This is a genomic window from Robertmurraya mesotrionivorans (assembly GCF_050971805.1).
Lineage (GTDB): Bacteria > Bacillota > Bacilli > Bacillales > Cytobacillaceae > Robertmurraya_A.
The window spans coordinates 136,480-154,596 of the sequence record NZ_JBPCCH010000002.1 but is presented as its reverse complement, the minus strand read 5'-3'; the positions used below and the strand labels follow the sequence as shown (position 1 = coordinate 154,596).

Sequence of the window (18,117 nt, the reverse complement as noted above, 5' to 3'; positions counted from 1 at the left end):
CTTCAACACAAATAGGGCGTGCACTTTTAGGAGGAGAAAGAATGAAATCCATTCAAAGTATGTTTGATCATTTGCATTGGGCAAATATACGTATCATCAACACATTACTTTCACTAAGTGAACCTAATAAACAAGCAGAGAAATTTTTCGCTCACACTTTATTAGCTGAAAGAGTGTGGATCACAAGACTGGTGGGGAAGAGCAGTACTCATCTCCCTATATGGTCAGACCTCTCATTGGAAAGTTGTGATGAACTACTTCACAAGAACCATAATGATTATCGTTCTTATATATCGAGAATAACAGAACAAGAGATCGAGCAAACAGTTACATATAAAAATAGCATGGGAGAGGAGTTTCATAACTCGATCAGAGATATCCTTGTCCATGTAGCTCTACACGGACAGTATCATCGAGGACAAATCAATCTCCTTCTTCGACAAAATGACGAAGAACCCATTGGCACGGACTATATCATTTTTAAAAGAGAGAAACAATAAAGTGGGTGCTAGCTAGCATCCACTTTATTGTCTAAATAACCCCTTCAAAATCTCGTCCTCATCGAGCAACTGTTTGGCTTTTTCACGATACTTTTCTTCGTGTAAAAATGTATACCGATTCGGCTTCATGGAAGGTGCCAAATCAATTGCTTGTCGATATTCTTCTTTATGTAATGATAGTGTTTGTACATAATCAAAAAATCCCGTACGTTCGAACACCTTTCTCACACGTTCGTATCTATGATTCTGAACTTTTGCTACGATATACGTTGCTATCCCTACTTGAACACCATGCATTTGCGGAGTAACTGATATTTTATCCAATGCATGTGAGATCAGATGCTCAGAACCACTAATTGGTGCGCTATTTCCACTAATGTCGGTCGAAATTCCACCCATAGTCATCGAACTTACCAATTCTTTTAGAAAAATTGGATTCTTTATATCATTCATAGGTGTTCGGATAAAACTATTCACCGCTTTTTTACTTAGCATCGCCGCAAATGCATTAACATAACCAACCCCTTGTTTCTCTTCAAAATCCCAATCATATAGGGCGGTGATATTTGAGAGTAAATCGCCGATTCCCGCCAGAATCATTTTTGAAGGGGCAGTCTGTATGATATCAAGATCCACTACGATCCCATAAGGAATTTGCGCTGGAACCGTCGTCTTTTTACTATTTACCACAATCGAACAGTTGGAGCTTGCAAATCCATCATTTGACGCAGAAGTAGGGATGCTAATAAACGGAAACTTCCTAACAAACGCAATATATTTTCCATAATCGACTAGAGCACCACCCCCCATAGCAAGGACTACATCATAGTTCTTTAGTGAAAAGGCTACATGAATCAAATCATTGATATCCAACCCAGATTGCAATACCTTTGTATCAAGAGAGATCCTTGAAAAGGACGATTGGATGGTTTCAGCAAAAGCTTCATTCGTAAATTCATCAAAAAAGATCATTACATCACGAAAGCCATGCTTGATTAAATAGGCTTCTAATTGATGAATAACCCCACTGTTAATCTCTAATAATGAAGGAATTGAAATATTTGTACCTTGCCGCATTATCTTGAAATCAGCCCTTTATCAATTAAGTATTCTTCAATTTCTGTGAACTCCTCAACACCGATGTAGGGGACACCCTTTTCCTTAAGCATATCTTGAAGCGCATCCTTGGCAAAGGTGAGGTCAGCAAACACAGCCGGATGCGAATCAGGCTCACTGTCACCAGCAAAATACACCAGCTCGTATTCTTCCTTTAATTTTTGAATCACTTTCGATTTATCAATTCCATATCGCTCAGAGTATTTCCAATCGTTTTGATCAATTTTCATATGAATATTTTTTTCATGAAAAAATCCTTCATTCGAAAACACAGTCACATTCTTTATGTCGTATTTCTTGAGAATATGATGAATGTAATAATCCGTACCTGCGCTTAGTATGTAAAAATCTCCACCATTTTCTTGAACATGCTTGATAAATGCAGGAACATACTCGTCAATTGGGATTGTATGTATATCTTCAATGATATGTGCTTCTTCTTGGTGAATCGCTCGAAAGACGGTAGCAAGGAAATCAATATCTTTGATCTTCCCAGCCTTCCAGTCGTTAAAAAGCTCTTTCCCTTCTGAAAAGTATTTATCAATCACCATCCAGTAAAAGTCTTTTTTCGAAATAGTACCATCAAAATCAGATACAAATGCCCATTTTTTCATCTACAAAATTCCCTTCACAATAATTTAGGTGTTTCCCATATTATAAGCAAAAATTGGTAAGATAACGAAACAAATTTTAAAAGACTCATGGAAAGTTCCATGAGCCTTAATTGGATGGTTTATCCGTCTCTTGTTCCGGTTCAAACAACTTCGTGGATACAGCATTTAGTTTATTTAAAAACCGATTAAAACCAAAACCGACAAAAAAAGCGATGCTGATTTGCGCATATGGTGTATCTTCATACTCAATAAATTGTATTAATAATATCCCACTTTGTATAAGGGTAACCGCCACAACGGCTGTTCCTGTAGCAAATATCGGATAAAATATATACATAATCCACTTCCGATAATCCGTTAATTCACCCTTCATATAATGAGAGCAAAACATATATAGATGACGAAGCGAACCACCAATTGCGCCTGTAAAGAAATAATATAGAAAGATCTCTATTTTAGAAACCTCTGGAATCCACTTTTCAATGCTTCCCGTCCATAGCATACCTACAGCGATAAAACTTCCGAAAAATAAAAGGGATAAATAAACGAGTATCACGATTTTTAGCCATCTCTTCATAGTAATCACCCCGTTTTACACTGTATGAAAGAGAAGAACGGGAAATGCCAAAGAGCTACTGCTATTTATCAAGCTATAGTACAATACAAATAAATAGACCATCGGAGGTTTGAATGAACATACATAATATTCTAATAGCAGGGGAGTATCAGAAGGAATTTGAGACATATTTTCCAAACATGAAACAAAAGAAATTTCGATTTCTACCAGTAGAAGCGATCACCGAGTTTGACTTAGACTGGGCAGATGCCTACGTGGGATTCAAACCGTGCGCAAATTTTCAATTATCGAATGTAAAATGGGTTCATTCCTTTAATGCAGGTGTGAATAATTATTTAGACATAGAGGGCTGGAAAGAGAATCAAGTCCTTCTTACTCGTACCATTTGTTCCTTCGGAGAACGAATAAGTGAGTATTGTTTAAGTTATATATTAACAAACCTGCAATATCACGGACAATTTCAGCAACAACATCAACAAAAAAAGTGGATTCAAAAAACACCGAAGTTGCTGAAGGATGTTACGATCGTTATTTTTGGAACTGGGGCCATTGGTCAAGAAGTTGCCAAGACGTTTACCCATTTTGGTTCCACCGTTATTGGCTTCTCCGAAAGCGGGAAACAAAAGGAATATTTTCATAAAATTTTTCCGATAAACTCCGTTTCTTCTATTATCGGAAAAGCTGACTGGATCATCAACACGCTCCCGCTGACTCAACACACAAAACAGTTATTCAATAAAGAACTATTTTCTCAAATGAAGTCCGTTGGTTTTATCAACGTAGGCAGAGGCGCAACGGTTGATGAAAAAGCGCTTATCACTGCGCTCGATTCAGGGAACATACATACGGCGATCCTAGATGTAGTGGAGATAGAACCACTACCAGAAGATTCGACTCTTTGGGTAAGGAAAGACGTGATCATTACTCCACATATCTCTGCCGTAACTCAGCTGAATGAAGCGATCATGTGTTTTGCTCAAACCTTACAAGCCATAGAATCAAACAAACCCTTATCGAATTCAGTGGATTTTGATAAAGGATATTGAAAAAAATAAGCCTGTTTCTATCAAAAGATGGAAACAGGCTTTTTATCGTTCTATATTTTTATTATTTCGTGAGAAAACTTAACAAACTACACTCCTATGCCGATAAAAATAATGAAGAATTTTGTCGATTGTTAGAAACAATCACCGAGTAGGGGGAGTAGTATGTTAAGCAGGGTAAAATGGTCAAACATAAAAATTGGCGGCAAGTACATGGTGATCTTCTCTTTTATGACCATTGCTTTTTTAATTTCTGTAGTAGTAACAGGAATCTTCATTAAAGATACGAGCGAAAAAATGGAAGATACAGTGACGAGAAATCAAGTAGCTGTAGATGCTGGAAACTTGGTAACCCTTTACCATGAAAAGTACTTACTAGTTCCGGAGTACATTCTTTTGTCTGATGAAACAAAATTAAATGTGTATTTGGATCATAGTCAAGAGTTTGTCAGCATTGCTAAAAAACTAAAACAAAATCTTACTACCAATCAATTGGAAACATTTAATCAGCTTATTGAAAACAATCATAAACTCGACGAGTATTTTTTTAGTACGATCGTTCCAAAAGTACAACAAATTAATACAGAAGAGTTTACAAGTTTAGAAAGCGAAGCAAGAGAATTAAAAAATGAAACCATTAAATTGGGCTATGAGTTAAAAGATACGGCAACAAAAATTAGTGAAGCTGATTTAGCAGCAGCACAAAGTCAATTGGAGAGACTGTATCTGATTCTTATTATTTCATCAGTCGGATCGATCGTTCTTTCTTTTATCATGATTTTTATCCTTAGCCGTAGAATCAAGAGAAATTTGGAAGAAATCGTCGTACAAAGTAACGAGATTGCTAGCGGAATACTCAACAATGAGGAATTAACCTACCGTGGGACTGATGAAATTGGACAGCTCTCTCTTTCTATTAATGAGATGGCAACAAGCTTACGAGGAATGATTTCTGAAATCTCGACCCTTTCAGCTGAAGTGGACAAGCAAAGTGTTACGTTGTTTGAGTCATCAGAGGAAGTAAAAATAGGTAGTGAACAAGTTTCTATCACCATTGAAGAAATGGCTAAGGGAGCAAGCTCACAAGCTGATAATGCAGCCAATATTGCGTCAAAAACGAAGGAATTCAATGAAGAAATCGTTCATTCTAACTCACAAGGTGAAAGATTAGTAGAATTCTCCGGTCAAGTGTTAGATGTTGCCGTTCGTGGGGACAATCAAATGAAAGAATCACTACAACAAATGAAGAAAATTAATCATGTGGTAAGTGAATCTGTTCACCAAGTTAAGAATTTAGAAAGCAAGACACAATCGATTACAGAGATCGTCCATGTGATCAAGTCCATTGCCGATCAAACGAACTTGCTTGCTTTAAATGCATCTATTGAAGCGGCCAGAGCTGGAGAAGCAGGAAAAAGCTTTGCTGTTGTAGCAACGGAAGTAAGAAAATTAGCCGAAGAGGTTTCCCGTTCTGTCGAAGGTATTTCATCCATTGTTTTCAGCATTAAAGAAGAAACATCAAAAATTGCAGATAATTTGAACGAAGGGTACGGTGAGGTGAATAAAGGAACCGTACAAATTGAACTAACTGGCCAACAATTTGCCGACATTAAAGAAAAAGTAGAACATATGTCCATTGGCATAAAAACCATTTCAGAGAGTTTTAATAAAGTTCAACAATCAAGTCAATCGATGAGTGAAAATATCGAGCATATTGCTGCCGTCTCAGAAGAAACCGCAGCTGGTTCGGAAGAGATTTCAGCAGCTGTCCTACAGCAAAACCAATCGCTCGACAATATTTCTGTAAGTGCCAAAATGCTAACAAGCATGGTAGAAAGAATGAACAACTTGATCAAAAAATTTGAACTATAAGGGCTCATTAGGAAGGAGGAAGCATATGAAGTATTTTACAAAGCTGTCACTAACAAGTTTATTTCTAATAATCGTAATGATCGTTACAGCAGGTTGTTCTTCAGCAGAGAAAGCATCCAGCAATAACGACTCAAAATTAATTACCGATGAATCAAAACCGTATGTCGGATTCTTACTAGATACGTTAAAAGACGAAAGATGGTACAAAGATAAAGCACTGTTTGAAGAAGAAATTAAAAAGCTGGGTGGTCAAGTAAAAACACTAGCAGCTAACGGTTTGGATGAAGTTCAAATTAAACAAGCCAAATTATTAATTGAAGAGGGAGTAGACGTATTAGTCGTCGTTCCTCATGATGCAGTGATTTCAGCTGAAATCGTAGAAATCGCTCATGAAGCAGGTGTAAAGGTGGTTTCCTACGACCGTCTGATAAAAAATGCCGATGTTGATTACTATATTTCCTTTGATAATGAAAAAGTAGGGGAGATTCAAGCTACGGAAATTCTAAAGAAAGTACCTAGCGGAAATTTCGCTTATATCGGTGGAGCAGAATCTGACAACAATGCGATTCTTTTCCGTCAAGGGGCTATGAAGGTATTACAGCCTTTGATCGATAACGGAACTGTAAAGCTCGTTCATGATCAGTATACAGATGATTGGAACCCAGACATTGCAAAGGAAAATATGAAAACTGCCCTGAGTAAAAATGGAAATGCCATTAACGCGGTTATTGCCGCCAATGATGGAACGGCTGGTGGAGCAATTGAATCATTAGCAGCCGTTGGTTTAGCTGGCACCGTTCCAGTATCTGGTCAGGACGCCGAGCTTGAAGGAGTTCGCCGTGTCGTTCAAGGCCTACAAACGATGACCGTATATAAACCGATCAACCTATTAGCGATTAAGTCTGCCGAAATGGCGATGATGGTTGCAAAAGGAGAAGAAGTAAAGACTGACAACCAAATTAACAATGGAAAAATTGATGTACCAGCAGTCTTCTTAGATCCAATTGCCATCACAAACGAAAACGTTCGTGATACCGTAATTAAGGATGGATACTTGAACGAGGCAGACGTGTTTAAATAAATCATTAGTACAAGGACCAACTGATTACGGTTGGTCCTATTTTTTGTAAATTCATATTATTTTTGTACATGGAAATGAGTAAATAGTCTGAAGGAAAATGTAAATCTTACACGAATATTTTAGATTGGAAAATAGAATGGTTATTTTTTCTATTTTTACTCTTATCTCGGAGGAATTAAAAATGGGGAAAAAGGCAATGAAGCTAATCTTGCTAGTAATTGTATTTCTAATGAGCAGTACAATGGCTAGCGCAAACCTATCATCTACCCAGGATAAAAACAAGTCACCTAAGGAAGACACAAATCTTGTTACAGGGACGATCATGGACGGGAACATCTTGTTAAAAAACAGTACTGTTCTCATACAAGAGAAAGGGAGCTCAAAACTAATTCAAACTGTTACAGATGCAAGAGGGTCTTTTACAACAAAATTAAAAGATGGTACATACGGGGTAAAAGGTGTTAAGGGTAAAAATAGCTCTTGGTATAGTACAAATCAAAGTTTCGAAGTAAGGAAAGGAAAAGTTAAAGGGATCAACGAAGAAGTAATTTCACTTACGAATAAAAAAGAGCCCAAAAAGCCAACAAGTAAGTCTGCTAATCTATTCGGAACATTATCAGAGGATCATAGCGGATTAAAGGCTGAGCTGTTATTTTTTAACTACAATGAATATGAGGAAGAGATTTACTCTGTTACTTCAAAAAGCAACGGTAGTTTTTCAGCATCTCTCCCTGATGGAACGTATTATTTATATGGAATTGAATTCCCTGATGGCTTTTATAGATATGAACTAGAAGTAGTAATTGCCAATGGGCAAGTGTATGTCGATGGAGTCCAGCAAACGAATGTAACTATCAATATTCCTGCCAATGCTTATCACGGGAAAGTAAGCGATTCCAATGCTGCAATATCCAGTGCGACTGTTATATTAGAAAAGCGTCTTTCTGATGAAGAATATGATACCGATTTCATTCAAGCAACATTTACCAATAAAAAGGGAGAGTATTCCTTACGATCCCTAGTCGATGGAACATATTCGATCAGTGTATATCATGAAACCTATTCTTCATGGAATGAACAAACCTTCAATATTGTGAATGGAGAAGTATATATATCAGGTCAAAAAGTGACAGATATCAATCTATCAATCCCTGAGCTCACTTTAAAAGGAACGCTCCTGGAAGGAAAAACACCAATTAAAAATGCTTATATCGTGATTGAAAAGAAAGATGAAAACGATTATTACTCTTACGGTGTGCAGGTTGATTCAAAAGGGAATTTTCAATACCGACTTCCAGATGGGCAGTATGAAGTTCTATTTATTGAAGAACCTACGAGAAGCTCAACAATTAGTCTACCTTTTGAGATAATAAACGGAAAAATCGTTCAAAACGGGCAAATCACTTCAACTTTAACTATCCAGGTTCCGGCAGTTACTTTTTCAGGAAAACTACTAGATTCCGGAATTGCTCTTCAAGGGTCAGTGAGTGTTGCTAGCTTTTCTGACGATGGATCCGCCTATAATTATTACGCAACAACCAATGAAAATGGAGTCTTCTCGCTTCGATTAACAGATGGAAGCTACCAGTTAACGAGTGCTTACTTATTTGATGAAGGAGAAGAGGTTTCGTTTTTCACATCCTTTGATATTCAGAATGGGAAAGTAATTGTTGACGGCGAAGAGCAAGAATTACTAGAATTGCAAATCCCTCCTGTAAGTTTGCACGGGTCGATTGTTGAAGGTGGACATCCAATTACAGAAGGTTATGTAACCGTTATGTCAAAAGATAATTATTTATACAGCTGGAAACAGGTCAACTCTGATGGAACCTTTACGATGCGTCTTCCTGATGGGAATTACTCTGTTATTGATGTTCAGCTCTACGATGGAACAAGCACTAATTTAAATCAGGATTTTTCTATCATCAACGGACAAACATATGTTGACGATCAACCTCAGGATGTTCTTACCATTTTACTGCCTCCTGTATCAGTAACCGGTACATTATTGGAAGAAGGAAATGCAATACACGGGAGTATTTATATCATGGAAATAAACAATGCAGATAACCCTTTGGAAGCTTGGGGAATGACAAATGAAGAAGGTAAATTCCAACTGCGATTGCCTGATGGCGAGTATAAAGTGTATGATGTGTATCTCCATGACGGAACTTTGTTTAGCCCACAAAGCGAATTTTCTGTTAAGGAAGGTCAACTGTATATAAACGGAGAAATAGCTAGTCAACTTACGATAGAAGTTACCCCAGTTACATTAACAGGGACCGTTTCTAAGGAAGGATACTTCTTAAATGAAGGATATGTGGCAATCACTTCTGTGGATGGAAACTGGACGGCCGGTTACTATACATGGATTCAAGAGGGTATTTTCAAAGCTAGACTTCCAGAAGGAGACTATTTATTAAACTCAGTGTACGATTACCAATCAGACCAATACTATTACTTTGACAAATCGTTTAGTATTAAAGATGGGAAATTGTTTATTAATGGACAAAATGTTGATTCATTAGATCTTCATGTAGAGAACGCTTCTCAATAAGAAATATGTAGATGATAAATATAAAGCTAAGATGATCTCTGTCCAAGAGATCATCTTTTTTTGTGAAACTGTCTATTAAATCGTAAAAATTACGATTTATTATTGACACTTTGAATTCAACACATTATAGTTTAGTAATGTAAACTGAAATCATTTCGATTTGCCAATATTTATGGTATTTAAATCGTAATGATTTCTGTTTGTAAATAATGTACAAAGGATGGGTCTTTTTGAAAAAGTCATATATTTCCTACATACTCCTTATTTTCGTGATTGTTTTTACATCTGCTTGTAGCAGCAGTTCGACTTCTTCTCAAGAAAGCGAAAACAAGAAATCTGTCAAACTGTTATTTAGCTTTGCATCAAAAACCTTGGATCCGCATCAGGATTGGATGGGAGTTCGGGCAGGAATCGCAGAGACGTTAGTGAAGATTGATGAAAACCTGGAAATTCAGCCCTGGTTAGCCGACTCTTGGGAACAAGTGGATTCAACTACATGGAAGTTTCATATTCGAGAAGATGTTACTTTCCATGATGGAACTACACTTGATGCTGAAGCAGTAAAGCGATCATTTAAAAGATTACTAGAAGTGAATGAAGCAATGAACTCTAACTTAAAAATCGCGTCCATCACCGCTAATGGCCAAGATATTACGTTTCAAACCACTGAAGAATATCCAGCTTTTCTATCGGAATTAATTCATACAAACGCTTCGGTAATTAAAGTGGATTCTGAACATATTAGTGAGCAACCGATTGGAACTGGTCCATTTCAAGTACATAGTTTTACACCAGAATCAGAAATTAAACTAGTAAGTTATGAGGAGTATTGGGAGGGAAAAGCAAAAGTCGATGAAGCAACGGTCACATTTAATTCGGACGGAAATGTTCGTGCGTTAGCCCTTCAATCGGGAGAGGCAGATATCGTCTATCATTTGCCTCCCGAAACACTAAAACCGATAGAAGACAACAAGGAGCTTCATATTGAATCGATCATGAGCTTGCGTGCCCATTTCCTTGTATACAATTCGACCAATCCTCAATTACAGGATAAAAAGGTCAGAAAAGCGTTAGATTTACTGTTAGACCGAACGACCGTTGTAAATGAAATCATGAATGGCCATGCGACAGAAGCTACTGGTCCCTTTAACCCCATGTTTGCTTTTTCGTCTGATACAGAAGTGGTAAAGTCTAACCCCGTGAAAGCAGAGGAACTGTTAAAGGAAGCAGGCTATGTAAAAAATGCAAGTGGAACACTCGAAAAGAACGGAAAGTCACTTGAGTTAACCGTTGCTACGTATCAAGGAAGACCTGAGCTACCGCTAATTGCACAATATTTACAAGCAGAAGCAGCTAATGTCGGTATAAAAATCAATATTGTCACAGTTGAAAATATCGATACATTTTTATGGGAGAAGCAAGAAGACTGGGATATTGCGACGTATTCCAATTTAACCGCTCCTCGTGGTGATGGTGGATTTTTCTTGAACTCCGCGTATGTTCCAGATGGATCATTAAACCCTGGACAGATCAACGTACCCGAACTAACGGACACTATTTTACAACTAAATACTACGAGTAACTTAGAGCAACGCGTGGATTTAGAAAAAGAAGCCGTTCAGCTAATCCAAGAACATGTTCTTCATTCGTTTGTTGTACATCCTCATATTATTGTAGGTGTGAGCAATCATGTAAAAAACTGGGCTCCCGGTTCAGAAGAATACTATATTTTAACGAACAAATTAGAGGTTAAATAAAAAAGGGTGAAAGTGTCCTTTGGCACTTTCACTTTTCTTGTGAGGAAGGTGATTATTTTTGAAAAGAGTAGGTAAGATGATTGGATCAAGGGTGTCACAGCTGGTTATTATGATATTTGTTTTATCTTTTTTAACCTTCTTGTTAATGAAAATCACTCCCGGTGACCCGATACGGTCCATCCTGAAGGTAGATGATGTTTCTGTAACCACAGAGAAAGAGGAGCAGCTAAAAAAGGAATATGGATTTGATGAACCAATTCTTAAGCAATACGGAGAATGGATCATCAATGTAGCCCAATTCGACTTAGGTGAATCCTTAATCTCAAAGAAACCAGTCTCTGAGCTAATACTAGAGCGATTACCAGCTACTCTTGCTTTAGCAATGGGAGGATTAACGGTACTTTTCCTCATTTCCATTCCATTAGGAGTGGTCAGTGCTTTACATGAAAACCGATGGCCCGATTACATAAGTCGCTGGTTAGCGCTTATAGGTGCTTCCATCCCAAGTTTTTGGTTAGGTTTATTGCTTATGTATTTCTTTTCATTAAAACTGCAATGGTTACCGATGATGGGGAGAGGGACAATTGCCCATTTTGTTTTGCCTTCATTCACTCTCGGAATTGCCATGGCACCAATGTACATTACCTTGTTAAGAGAACGTCTTATCACGATTTTGCAAAGTCCTTATATTGAAAGTGCGAAAGCAAGAGGGATTAGTAGAAGAAGAATCCTTTTCTTTCATGCTTTACGAGGAAGTCTCATTCCTCTCGTAACGATGTTCGGTCTTAGTCTAGGAAGTCTACTAGGTGGTTTATCAGTCATTGAAATTCTATTCTCTTGGCCAGGGATGGGGGAATTAATTGTTCAAGCGGTTACCCAACGTGATTATCCACTAATTCAAGGCTTTATTATTGTGATTGGCTTTTTAATTGTACTAACCAATTTGCTCGTTGACTTACTTTATATGGTGATTAACCCACAAGTCCAGCAAGGAAAGGAGGCAGGATAATGAAAAACAAGCGAAACCTGAGTATGGTGCTAGGAATCCTTCTTACCTCTATTTTAGCCATATTCTTTCTGTTGGGCAGTTTCTTTGGAACACAGGATCCGTTTTATATTAATATGGCCAACCGGCTTAGTACCTCATCAACCGATCATTGGCTCGGTACGGATCATATGGGAAGAGATATTTTCGCACGAATTGTATATGGAGCCAAATTAACGATTGGACTAGGACTCCTTATCATTTTGCTAGCAATGTGTATAGGTATTCCTATCGGTTTGCTATCAGGCTATATCGGCGGGAAGATGGACGCTTTTTTCATGAGAGTCATAGATGGAATACTCGCTTTTCCTGATTTAATCTTAGCGATCGCGATAGCAGGAATCCTAGGACCCAGCTTAACCAATATTGTAATTGCGATTGTCCTCGTAAAATGGATTGTCTATGCTCGTGTTGTTCGAGGTTTGGTGTTAGAAGAGAAACAGAAGGAGTTTGTCCTTGCCTCAAGGCTCTCTTATTCTAGTACCTTTAATACCATACGGTTGCATATCATTCCACAAATTTTTTCTGAGATTGTCGTTATGGCTGCCATTGATGTTGGTAAAATCATTTTGCTGATTTCTTCTTTTTCATATATTGGAATAGGTGCTCAAGCACCATTACCCGAATGGGGAGCCATGTTGAATGAAGGAAGAACCTTCTTTCAAGTGCATCCATCTCTTATGGTCTATCCAGGAATAGCTATTTTACTAACCGTTCTATGTTGTAATCTTCTTGGAGATGGGTTAAAAGGTTATTTTAAGGCGGGAAAAAGGAGGAATCTTCTGTGAAGGAAAGTCTTTTATCTATACAAAACCTATCAATAAAAACGAAAGATGATCATCAGATACTTCTACAAGCTATCAACTTAGAAGTGAATAAAGGGGAAATGGTCGCACTGATCGGAGAGAGCGGCAGTGGAAAAAGTCTAACCGCAAGGACGGTCCAAGGCTTATTAGCTCCCAATATGATGGTTACTGGTCACGTATTCTACCAAAATAGGAACCTTCTTTCTTTGGATAAAAGTAGCCACCATCAACTGCTAGGTAGCGAGATAGGAAGTGTTTTCCAAGATTATCGTGGTAGCTTTACCCCTTTTATAAAAGTAGGAAAGCAAATGGTAGAAGCGATTCGGGCACACTATTCCATAAGTAAAAAAGAGGCGAGGGAGTTATCTCTTCATGTTCTCGAGGAAATACATTTGAATAGCAAACAAATCTTCCATAGCTATCCCTTTCAATTAAGTGGAGGGCAAGTCCAGCGAGTTGCTATTGGATTAGCATTAGCCCTTAAACCAAAATTGCTGATTTGTGACGAAATAACAACCGCTTTAGACGTTATAACAGGGGAAGCGGTGCTAGATGCGATTGAGAAAGTCAGAAAAAAAACAGGCTGTGCGGTTTTATTTATCACACATGACCTCGTCCAAGCCTACAAACGAACCGACCGGATCTATGTGATGCAAAACGGCAGAATCGTCGAGGAAGGGTCACCGGAACAAATCCGTTGTGAACACCAGCATCCATATACGAAAAAATTATGCTCGTGTTTGTTGTCACTTCCAGGAGAAAATCATCTTCATACTTATCAAGGAGCTCAATCAGTATGAGTCTACTAAAAGTGGAACATGTTTCAAAAGTATATACAAACAATATTGCGGCATTACAGAGCGTATCCTTCCAAATAGGGAAGGGAGAAGTTGTTGGAATTGTAGGGGAAAGCGGCAGTGGAAAAAGTACACTCACGAAACTTATTCTTGGTCTCGAAACCTATAAACAAGGACGTATCACATTTAATGAACAACAGATCCCTCCTAAAAAACGATCGGATGTTCGCACCTACCGAAAGAATATCCAAATGGTATTTCAAGACTCAAGTAGTGCCTTGAATCCTAAACTACCAATTGGGAAAAGTTTACTTGAACCACTCAACAACTTTAAAAATTTTACGCCTTCCTTTTTCCCGCCAGGAAAGTATACCAATCGTGAAAAGGCAGAGAGATTGCTTGAAATGGTTGGACTAGATAAGGATATGGTTGATCGCTATCCCGGTGAGTTGAGTGGCGGGCAAAAACAAAGAGTGTGTATTGCACGTGCCATAAGTATTGAACCTGCTTTACTAGTTTGTGATGAAGCAACTGCCAGCTTAGATGTGTCCGTGCAAGTGCATATCATTGAACTATTAAAAACATTGCAGCGAACCTTACGAATGTCGATTTTGTTTATTTCTCACGATATACGAGCAGTCACCAATTTATGTGATACAATCCTTGTAATGAAAAAAGGGTGCTTGGTCGATAATTTCCAACTATCCGACCTGTTTGCTCCTGAACGACATTCCTATACAAAAACATTGTTACAAGCTGCTATGCTGTAAGAAAGGGGAGTAGTATGAACTTAGCTTCCGTTAGACAAATGGTTCACCGTTATTCACATACATGTACTCATCGCGAATACTTTATACTAGCTTTTCCTTTAATTATATCTGGGGTCTCTACACCATTACTTGGGGTGGTAGATACGGCCGTCGTTGGAAGAATACAAGACCCTACGGCGTTAGGCGGCGTCGCAATTGCTGCCGTTATTTTTAATACGATGTACTGGCTGCTCGGCTTTTTACGAGTGACGACAAGTGGCTTCACCTCACAAGCCGATGGAGCAAAAAATGAAGAAGGTATTATGCTTGCTCTTTACCGCCCGATAATTATTGCTATTCTAATGGGTTTGATTTTCATCCTTTTTCAAAAGCCAATCATCCATTTTTCCCTTCTCCTGATGGGAGGAAATGCATCAACAAATGTCTTGGCTGAAACTTACTTTCACATTCGTATCTGGGGAGCACCGTTTATTCTATTGAGCTATGTAACCATCGGTTGGCTAGTCGGCTTAGGAAAAGTAAAAATGTCCTTGTTCCTGCAAATTGGTATGAACCTATTAAACATCGTGCTTGATATTGTCTTTGTACTGGGCTTACATATGGGGGTTGCAGGCGTCGCCTATGCTACATTAATCGCTGAAGTGTCCTCCGTTTTAGTTGGAATGTTCATTATTTATCATACAAATAAAAGTCGTTTCTTTATTCCTTCGTATGCTGCGTTAATCAAGAAGGACACCCTAGTTCAAATGTTTCTTGTGAATCGTGACCATTTTCTCCGAACATTATGTTTAGTCACGATGACTGGAATTTTCACCTCAAAAGGAGCAAGCATGGGTGAGCTCACATTAGCAGCAAATGCGATCCTTTTACAAGTTCACTATGTGATGGCCTATTTTTTCGGTGGATTTGCTAATGCTACAAGCATCTTAGTGGGAAGAGCGTTTGGAGGAAAGAACAGCTCTCTATTTTTTCGAGCCTTATCCCTTTCTGCAACCTGGGGATTTGCGACAGCTATTTGTTTATCCCTTTTGACCTTCCTGTTTGGAGACTTTATCGTTTCATTATTCACGACGATTCACGAGGTTAGAGAAACCACTCATGTATTCTTATTTTGGATGTTAATATTTCCACTTGTCGGATTTTGGGGATTACAACTAGAAGGCATTTTTTCTGGTGCAACGGACGCGAAATCGGTGAGAAATTCTATTTTCATCGCTTTACTTGTGTTTTTAGCAGCGATTGTATTACTTGTACCTGTCTTTGGAAACCACGGAGTATGGATGGCGTTTATCTTATTTAGTCTATCTCGAAGCGTCTTTTTATCTCTATACGTCAAAAAACTTACTAATCGATTAGTCGGATAAGGAATTTTGCAGAGAAATGTCATAACCTGCGCTTGCCTAGGAAATACCACCATTTCCTAGGTTTTTTCATTCTCAAATAGTTCTTAAGAATCAGGTATATAGTTGTATTTTTTATACAATACTTACAGTTCCTTTACAATTGCTTAATATTCCTTTGCCATAATGAATGGGACAACGGGTGAAGGAAGTGTAGGGATTGAGGTCTTTAGGAATATGGTTAAAACAACGTATTGGCAGTATGAAGAATTTTCCGATATTAAAAATTCGAATTCAACCACAAAGTATTCGAAAAAAAATCATGCTTAGCTTCGGGCTAGTGTTACTAGTTTCTAGTGGACTAGCTATATACTCCATGATCAATACCCAAAAGGCAAATGAATTAGCAAAATCACTTATTCTAGAAGAATCACAGCAATTAAATCATTTACAAGATTTACGATTTTTCATGGCTGAGCGATTAAGGCTCGTAAATGAGTACATGCTTGAAGGTTCTCCCCAGGCAAAGGAAAGCTTTGAAAGCAATGTACAGCTTAGTAAACAGTTAGAAGAAAAGTTATTGACTTACGTTGCGGGGAACAAAGATGAAAACACAGTAAAAAAGGTCATTTCCGATAGTGCCAAATGGAATGAGATTATGATGAAGGATGCTTTTGACGTGTTTGATAGCGGAGAAAAGCGTCAAGCATTACTTAATGTTGGTTCTGAAAAGTTTAAAGCAGAACAAACGATGGCAAAATTAAAAGCTTTAGCTGACGAAAAAAATAATAGCGTAGAACAGCTGGGAGAAGAAATCATGTCTAACGGAAATCAAGTCCAACTTTGGACAATGATCCTTACAATAATAGTTATTGGTATTTCCGTATTAGTTGCCATTGTATTAATGAATTCTATTCACGGTCCGATCCGTCGTTTATCAGAGAGAATTCAAGTGGTTGCAGAAGGGGATTTTAGTCAAGCAGATATGAAGATCACATCAAATGATGAAATTGGTGAGTTAACCATTACTTTCAACCGGATGGTAAAAGACCTTCGAGCATTGATTTCCCAAGCATATGAAACAACCACACAGGTTTCTGCGTCTGCGGAGGATTTAACAGCAAGCTCAGAGGAAACAGCGAAAGGGGCAGAAAGTATTACTTATTCCATTCAAGAGGTGGCCACCGCCTCTCATAAACAATTAGAAAGTGTAAATGAAACCATACATACAATGAACACATTGGCTACGATTCAAGAAACACTAACCCTTTCATCAGAAGAACTGGAAGCTTCAGCCACTATGGTCGACGGAGTCTCTAAAAACGGAAACAAGGTCGTACAGCATGCGATTAAGCAAATGACGCAAATACATGACTCAGTTTTAGAAGTGTCAGAAGTGATTGATAACCTTGGTAGTCAATCAAAGGAAATTAGTCAAATAACGAAAGTGATCACAAGTATTGCTGATCAAACCAATTTACTCGCTTTAAATGCTGCAATTGAAGCAGCACGGGCTGGTGAGCATGGGAAAGGCTTTGCTGTTGTTGCTGATGAGGTGCGTAAACTTGCCGTACAGTCTAAGAGCTCTTCTAACGAAATTATTGATCTTATTTTAAAAATACAAACCGGTACAAATCAAGCTGTAAAGGCGATGGAAAAGAGCACACTTGAGGTAGAAAATGGGTCAATTGCTGTAAACGAGGCGGGAAGATCTTTTACACAAATTACTGACTCTATCACAGACATACGTAAGACGATTCAGTCTATTCATCAATATGTGCAAAAAATGACGGAAAGCTCCAACTATGTAACTGCCAATATTGAAGTTCTAATAGAAATTGCAAAGGTTAATTCCATTTCCTCACGTGCAGTTGCTGCATCAGCTGAAGAGCAATTGGCAACGATGGAGGAAATCGCTTCATCTGTTCAGACAGTTAATGAAATGGCGATTAGCTTAAAAGAAGTTTTAAGGAAATTTACGATTTAATAGGATTCCTCCTGTTGGTACAGGGGGAACTTTTTTACTTTTTAAATAATTTATAGTTGCGTTATGAAAAACCTTCCACTATGATGGAATTATAGTTTTATATGATATCTACTAGGGGGGCCCGTACGTTCGGGCTGAGAGAAAACAATATTCAGTTTTCGACTCTTGGAACCTGATCTGGCTCATACCAGCGGAGGGAAGTAGTTACTGCGAAGATGAATGTTTATTGTTTCGTAACTATGCCAGGTTCTATAA

General features: G+C 38.1%; 15 protein-coding genes and 1 riboswitch. Of the genes, 12 read left to right on the top strand and 3 right to left on the bottom strand.

The features are described from left to right. The first annotated feature begins 41 nt into the window (after positions 1-41). Entirely contained in the window at positions 42-500 is a 459-nt protein-coding gene (locus ACRX5O_RS04840; RefSeq protein WP_433904891.1) for a DinB family protein, read from the top strand. 24 nt (positions 501-524) lie between these two features. Here the strand turns inward: ACRX5O_RS04840 and ACRX5O_RS04835 are convergent, their stop codons facing one another. The 3 genes from ACRX5O_RS04835 to ACRX5O_RS04825 form a co-directional block, all read right to left on the bottom strand. After that, positions 525-1,580 carry an iron-containing alcohol dehydrogenase family protein gene (locus ACRX5O_RS04835; protein ID WP_433905197.1) on the bottom strand — a complete coding sequence of 352 codons (1,056 nt, stop codon included), beginning with the start codon at positions 1,578-1,580 and terminating at the stop codon, positions 525-527. Next, positions 1,577-2,230 (bottom strand): MtnX-like HAD-IB family phosphatase, encoded by a 654-nt coding sequence (locus tag ACRX5O_RS04830; RefSeq protein WP_433904890.1) that lies wholly within the window; start codon positions 2,228-2,230, stop codon positions 1,577-1,579. Before ACRX5O_RS04830 ends, ACRX5O_RS04835 begins: the two co-directional genes overlap by 4 nt. A 106-nt stretch (positions 2,231-2,336) precedes the next feature. Further along, positions 2,337-2,807: a hypothetical protein gene (locus tag ACRX5O_RS04825; RefSeq protein ID WP_433904889.1), complete on the bottom strand. Its 471-nt coding sequence runs from the start codon at positions 2,805-2,807 to the stop codon at positions 2,337-2,339. A 113-nt stretch (positions 2,808-2,920) separates the two neighbouring features. On the opposite strand from ACRX5O_RS04825, the gene ACRX5O_RS04820 reads away from it, so the two are divergent. The 11 genes from ACRX5O_RS04820 (at position 2,921) to ACRX5O_RS04770 (ending at position 17,862) form a co-directional block, all read left to right on the top strand. After that, positions 2,921-3,853: a D-2-hydroxyacid dehydrogenase gene (locus tag ACRX5O_RS04820; protein ID WP_433904888.1), complete on the top strand. Its 933-nt coding sequence runs from the start codon at positions 2,921-2,923 to the stop codon at positions 3,851-3,853. 162 nt (positions 3,854-4,015) lie between these two features. Next, the gene (locus ACRX5O_RS04815; protein ID WP_433904887.1) at positions 4,016-5,722 is read left to right on the top strand and encodes a methyl-accepting chemotaxis protein; all 1,707 of its coding nucleotides are present in this window, start codon (positions 4,016-4,018) and stop codon (positions 5,720-5,722) included. Between the two features lie 25 nt (positions 5,723-5,747). Beyond that, positions 5,748-6,803, top strand: a complete 1,056-nt coding sequence (locus ACRX5O_RS04810; RefSeq protein WP_433904886.1) for a sugar ABC transporter substrate-binding protein — start codon at positions 5,748-5,750, stop codon at positions 6,801-6,803. Between the two features lie 181 nt (positions 6,804-6,984). Beyond that, on the top strand, positions 6,985-9,360 hold the full coding sequence (locus tag ACRX5O_RS04805) for a carboxypeptidase regulatory-like domain-containing protein (protein WP_433904885.1): 2,376 nt from the start codon (positions 6,985-6,987) through the stop codon (positions 9,358-9,360). Between the two features lie 230 nt (positions 9,361-9,590). Further along, positions 9,591-11,117 (top strand): nickel ABC transporter substrate-binding protein, encoded by a 1,527-nt coding sequence (nikA, locus tag ACRX5O_RS04800; protein WP_433904884.1) that lies wholly within the window; start codon positions 9,591-9,593, stop codon positions 11,115-11,117. Positions 11,118-11,193: 76 nt separating this feature from the next. Beyond that, the gene (nikB, locus tag ACRX5O_RS04795) at positions 11,194-12,126 is read left to right on the top strand and encodes a nickel ABC transporter permease (RefSeq protein WP_433905196.1); all 933 of its coding nucleotides are present in this window, start codon (positions 11,194-11,196) and stop codon (positions 12,124-12,126) included. Next, entirely contained in the window at positions 12,126-12,950 is an 825-nt protein-coding gene (gene nikC, locus ACRX5O_RS04790) for a nickel transporter permease (protein WP_433904883.1), read from the top strand. Before nikB ends, nikC begins: the two co-directional genes overlap by 1 nt. Then, positions 12,947-13,768 (top strand): ATP-binding cassette domain-containing protein, encoded by an 822-nt coding sequence (locus ACRX5O_RS04785; RefSeq protein ID WP_433904882.1) that lies wholly within the window; start codon positions 12,947-12,949, stop codon positions 13,766-13,768. Before nikC ends, ACRX5O_RS04785 begins: the two co-directional genes overlap by 4 nt. Beyond that, on the top strand, positions 13,765-14,535 hold the full coding sequence (locus ACRX5O_RS04780) for an ABC transporter ATP-binding protein (protein WP_433904881.1): 771 nt from the start codon (positions 13,765-13,767) through the stop codon (positions 14,533-14,535). The genes ACRX5O_RS04785 and ACRX5O_RS04780 overlap by 4 nt, the downstream gene beginning before the upstream one ends. A 14-nt stretch (positions 14,536-14,549) precedes the next feature. Further along, positions 14,550-15,899, top strand: coding sequence for an MATE family efflux transporter (locus tag ACRX5O_RS04775; RefSeq protein ID WP_433904880.1), 1,350 nt, complete (start codon positions 14,550-14,552; stop codon positions 15,897-15,899). A gap of 196 nt (positions 15,900-16,095) precedes the next feature. Next, complete coding sequence (locus ACRX5O_RS04770; protein ID WP_433904879.1) at positions 16,096-17,862, top strand: methyl-accepting chemotaxis protein; 1,767 nt, start codon at positions 16,096-16,098, stop codon at positions 17,860-17,862. Between the two features lie 103 nt (positions 17,863-17,965). Then, positions 17,966-18,078, top strand: a riboswitch (TPP riboswitch). Positions 18,079-18,117 lie beyond the last annotated feature (39 nt).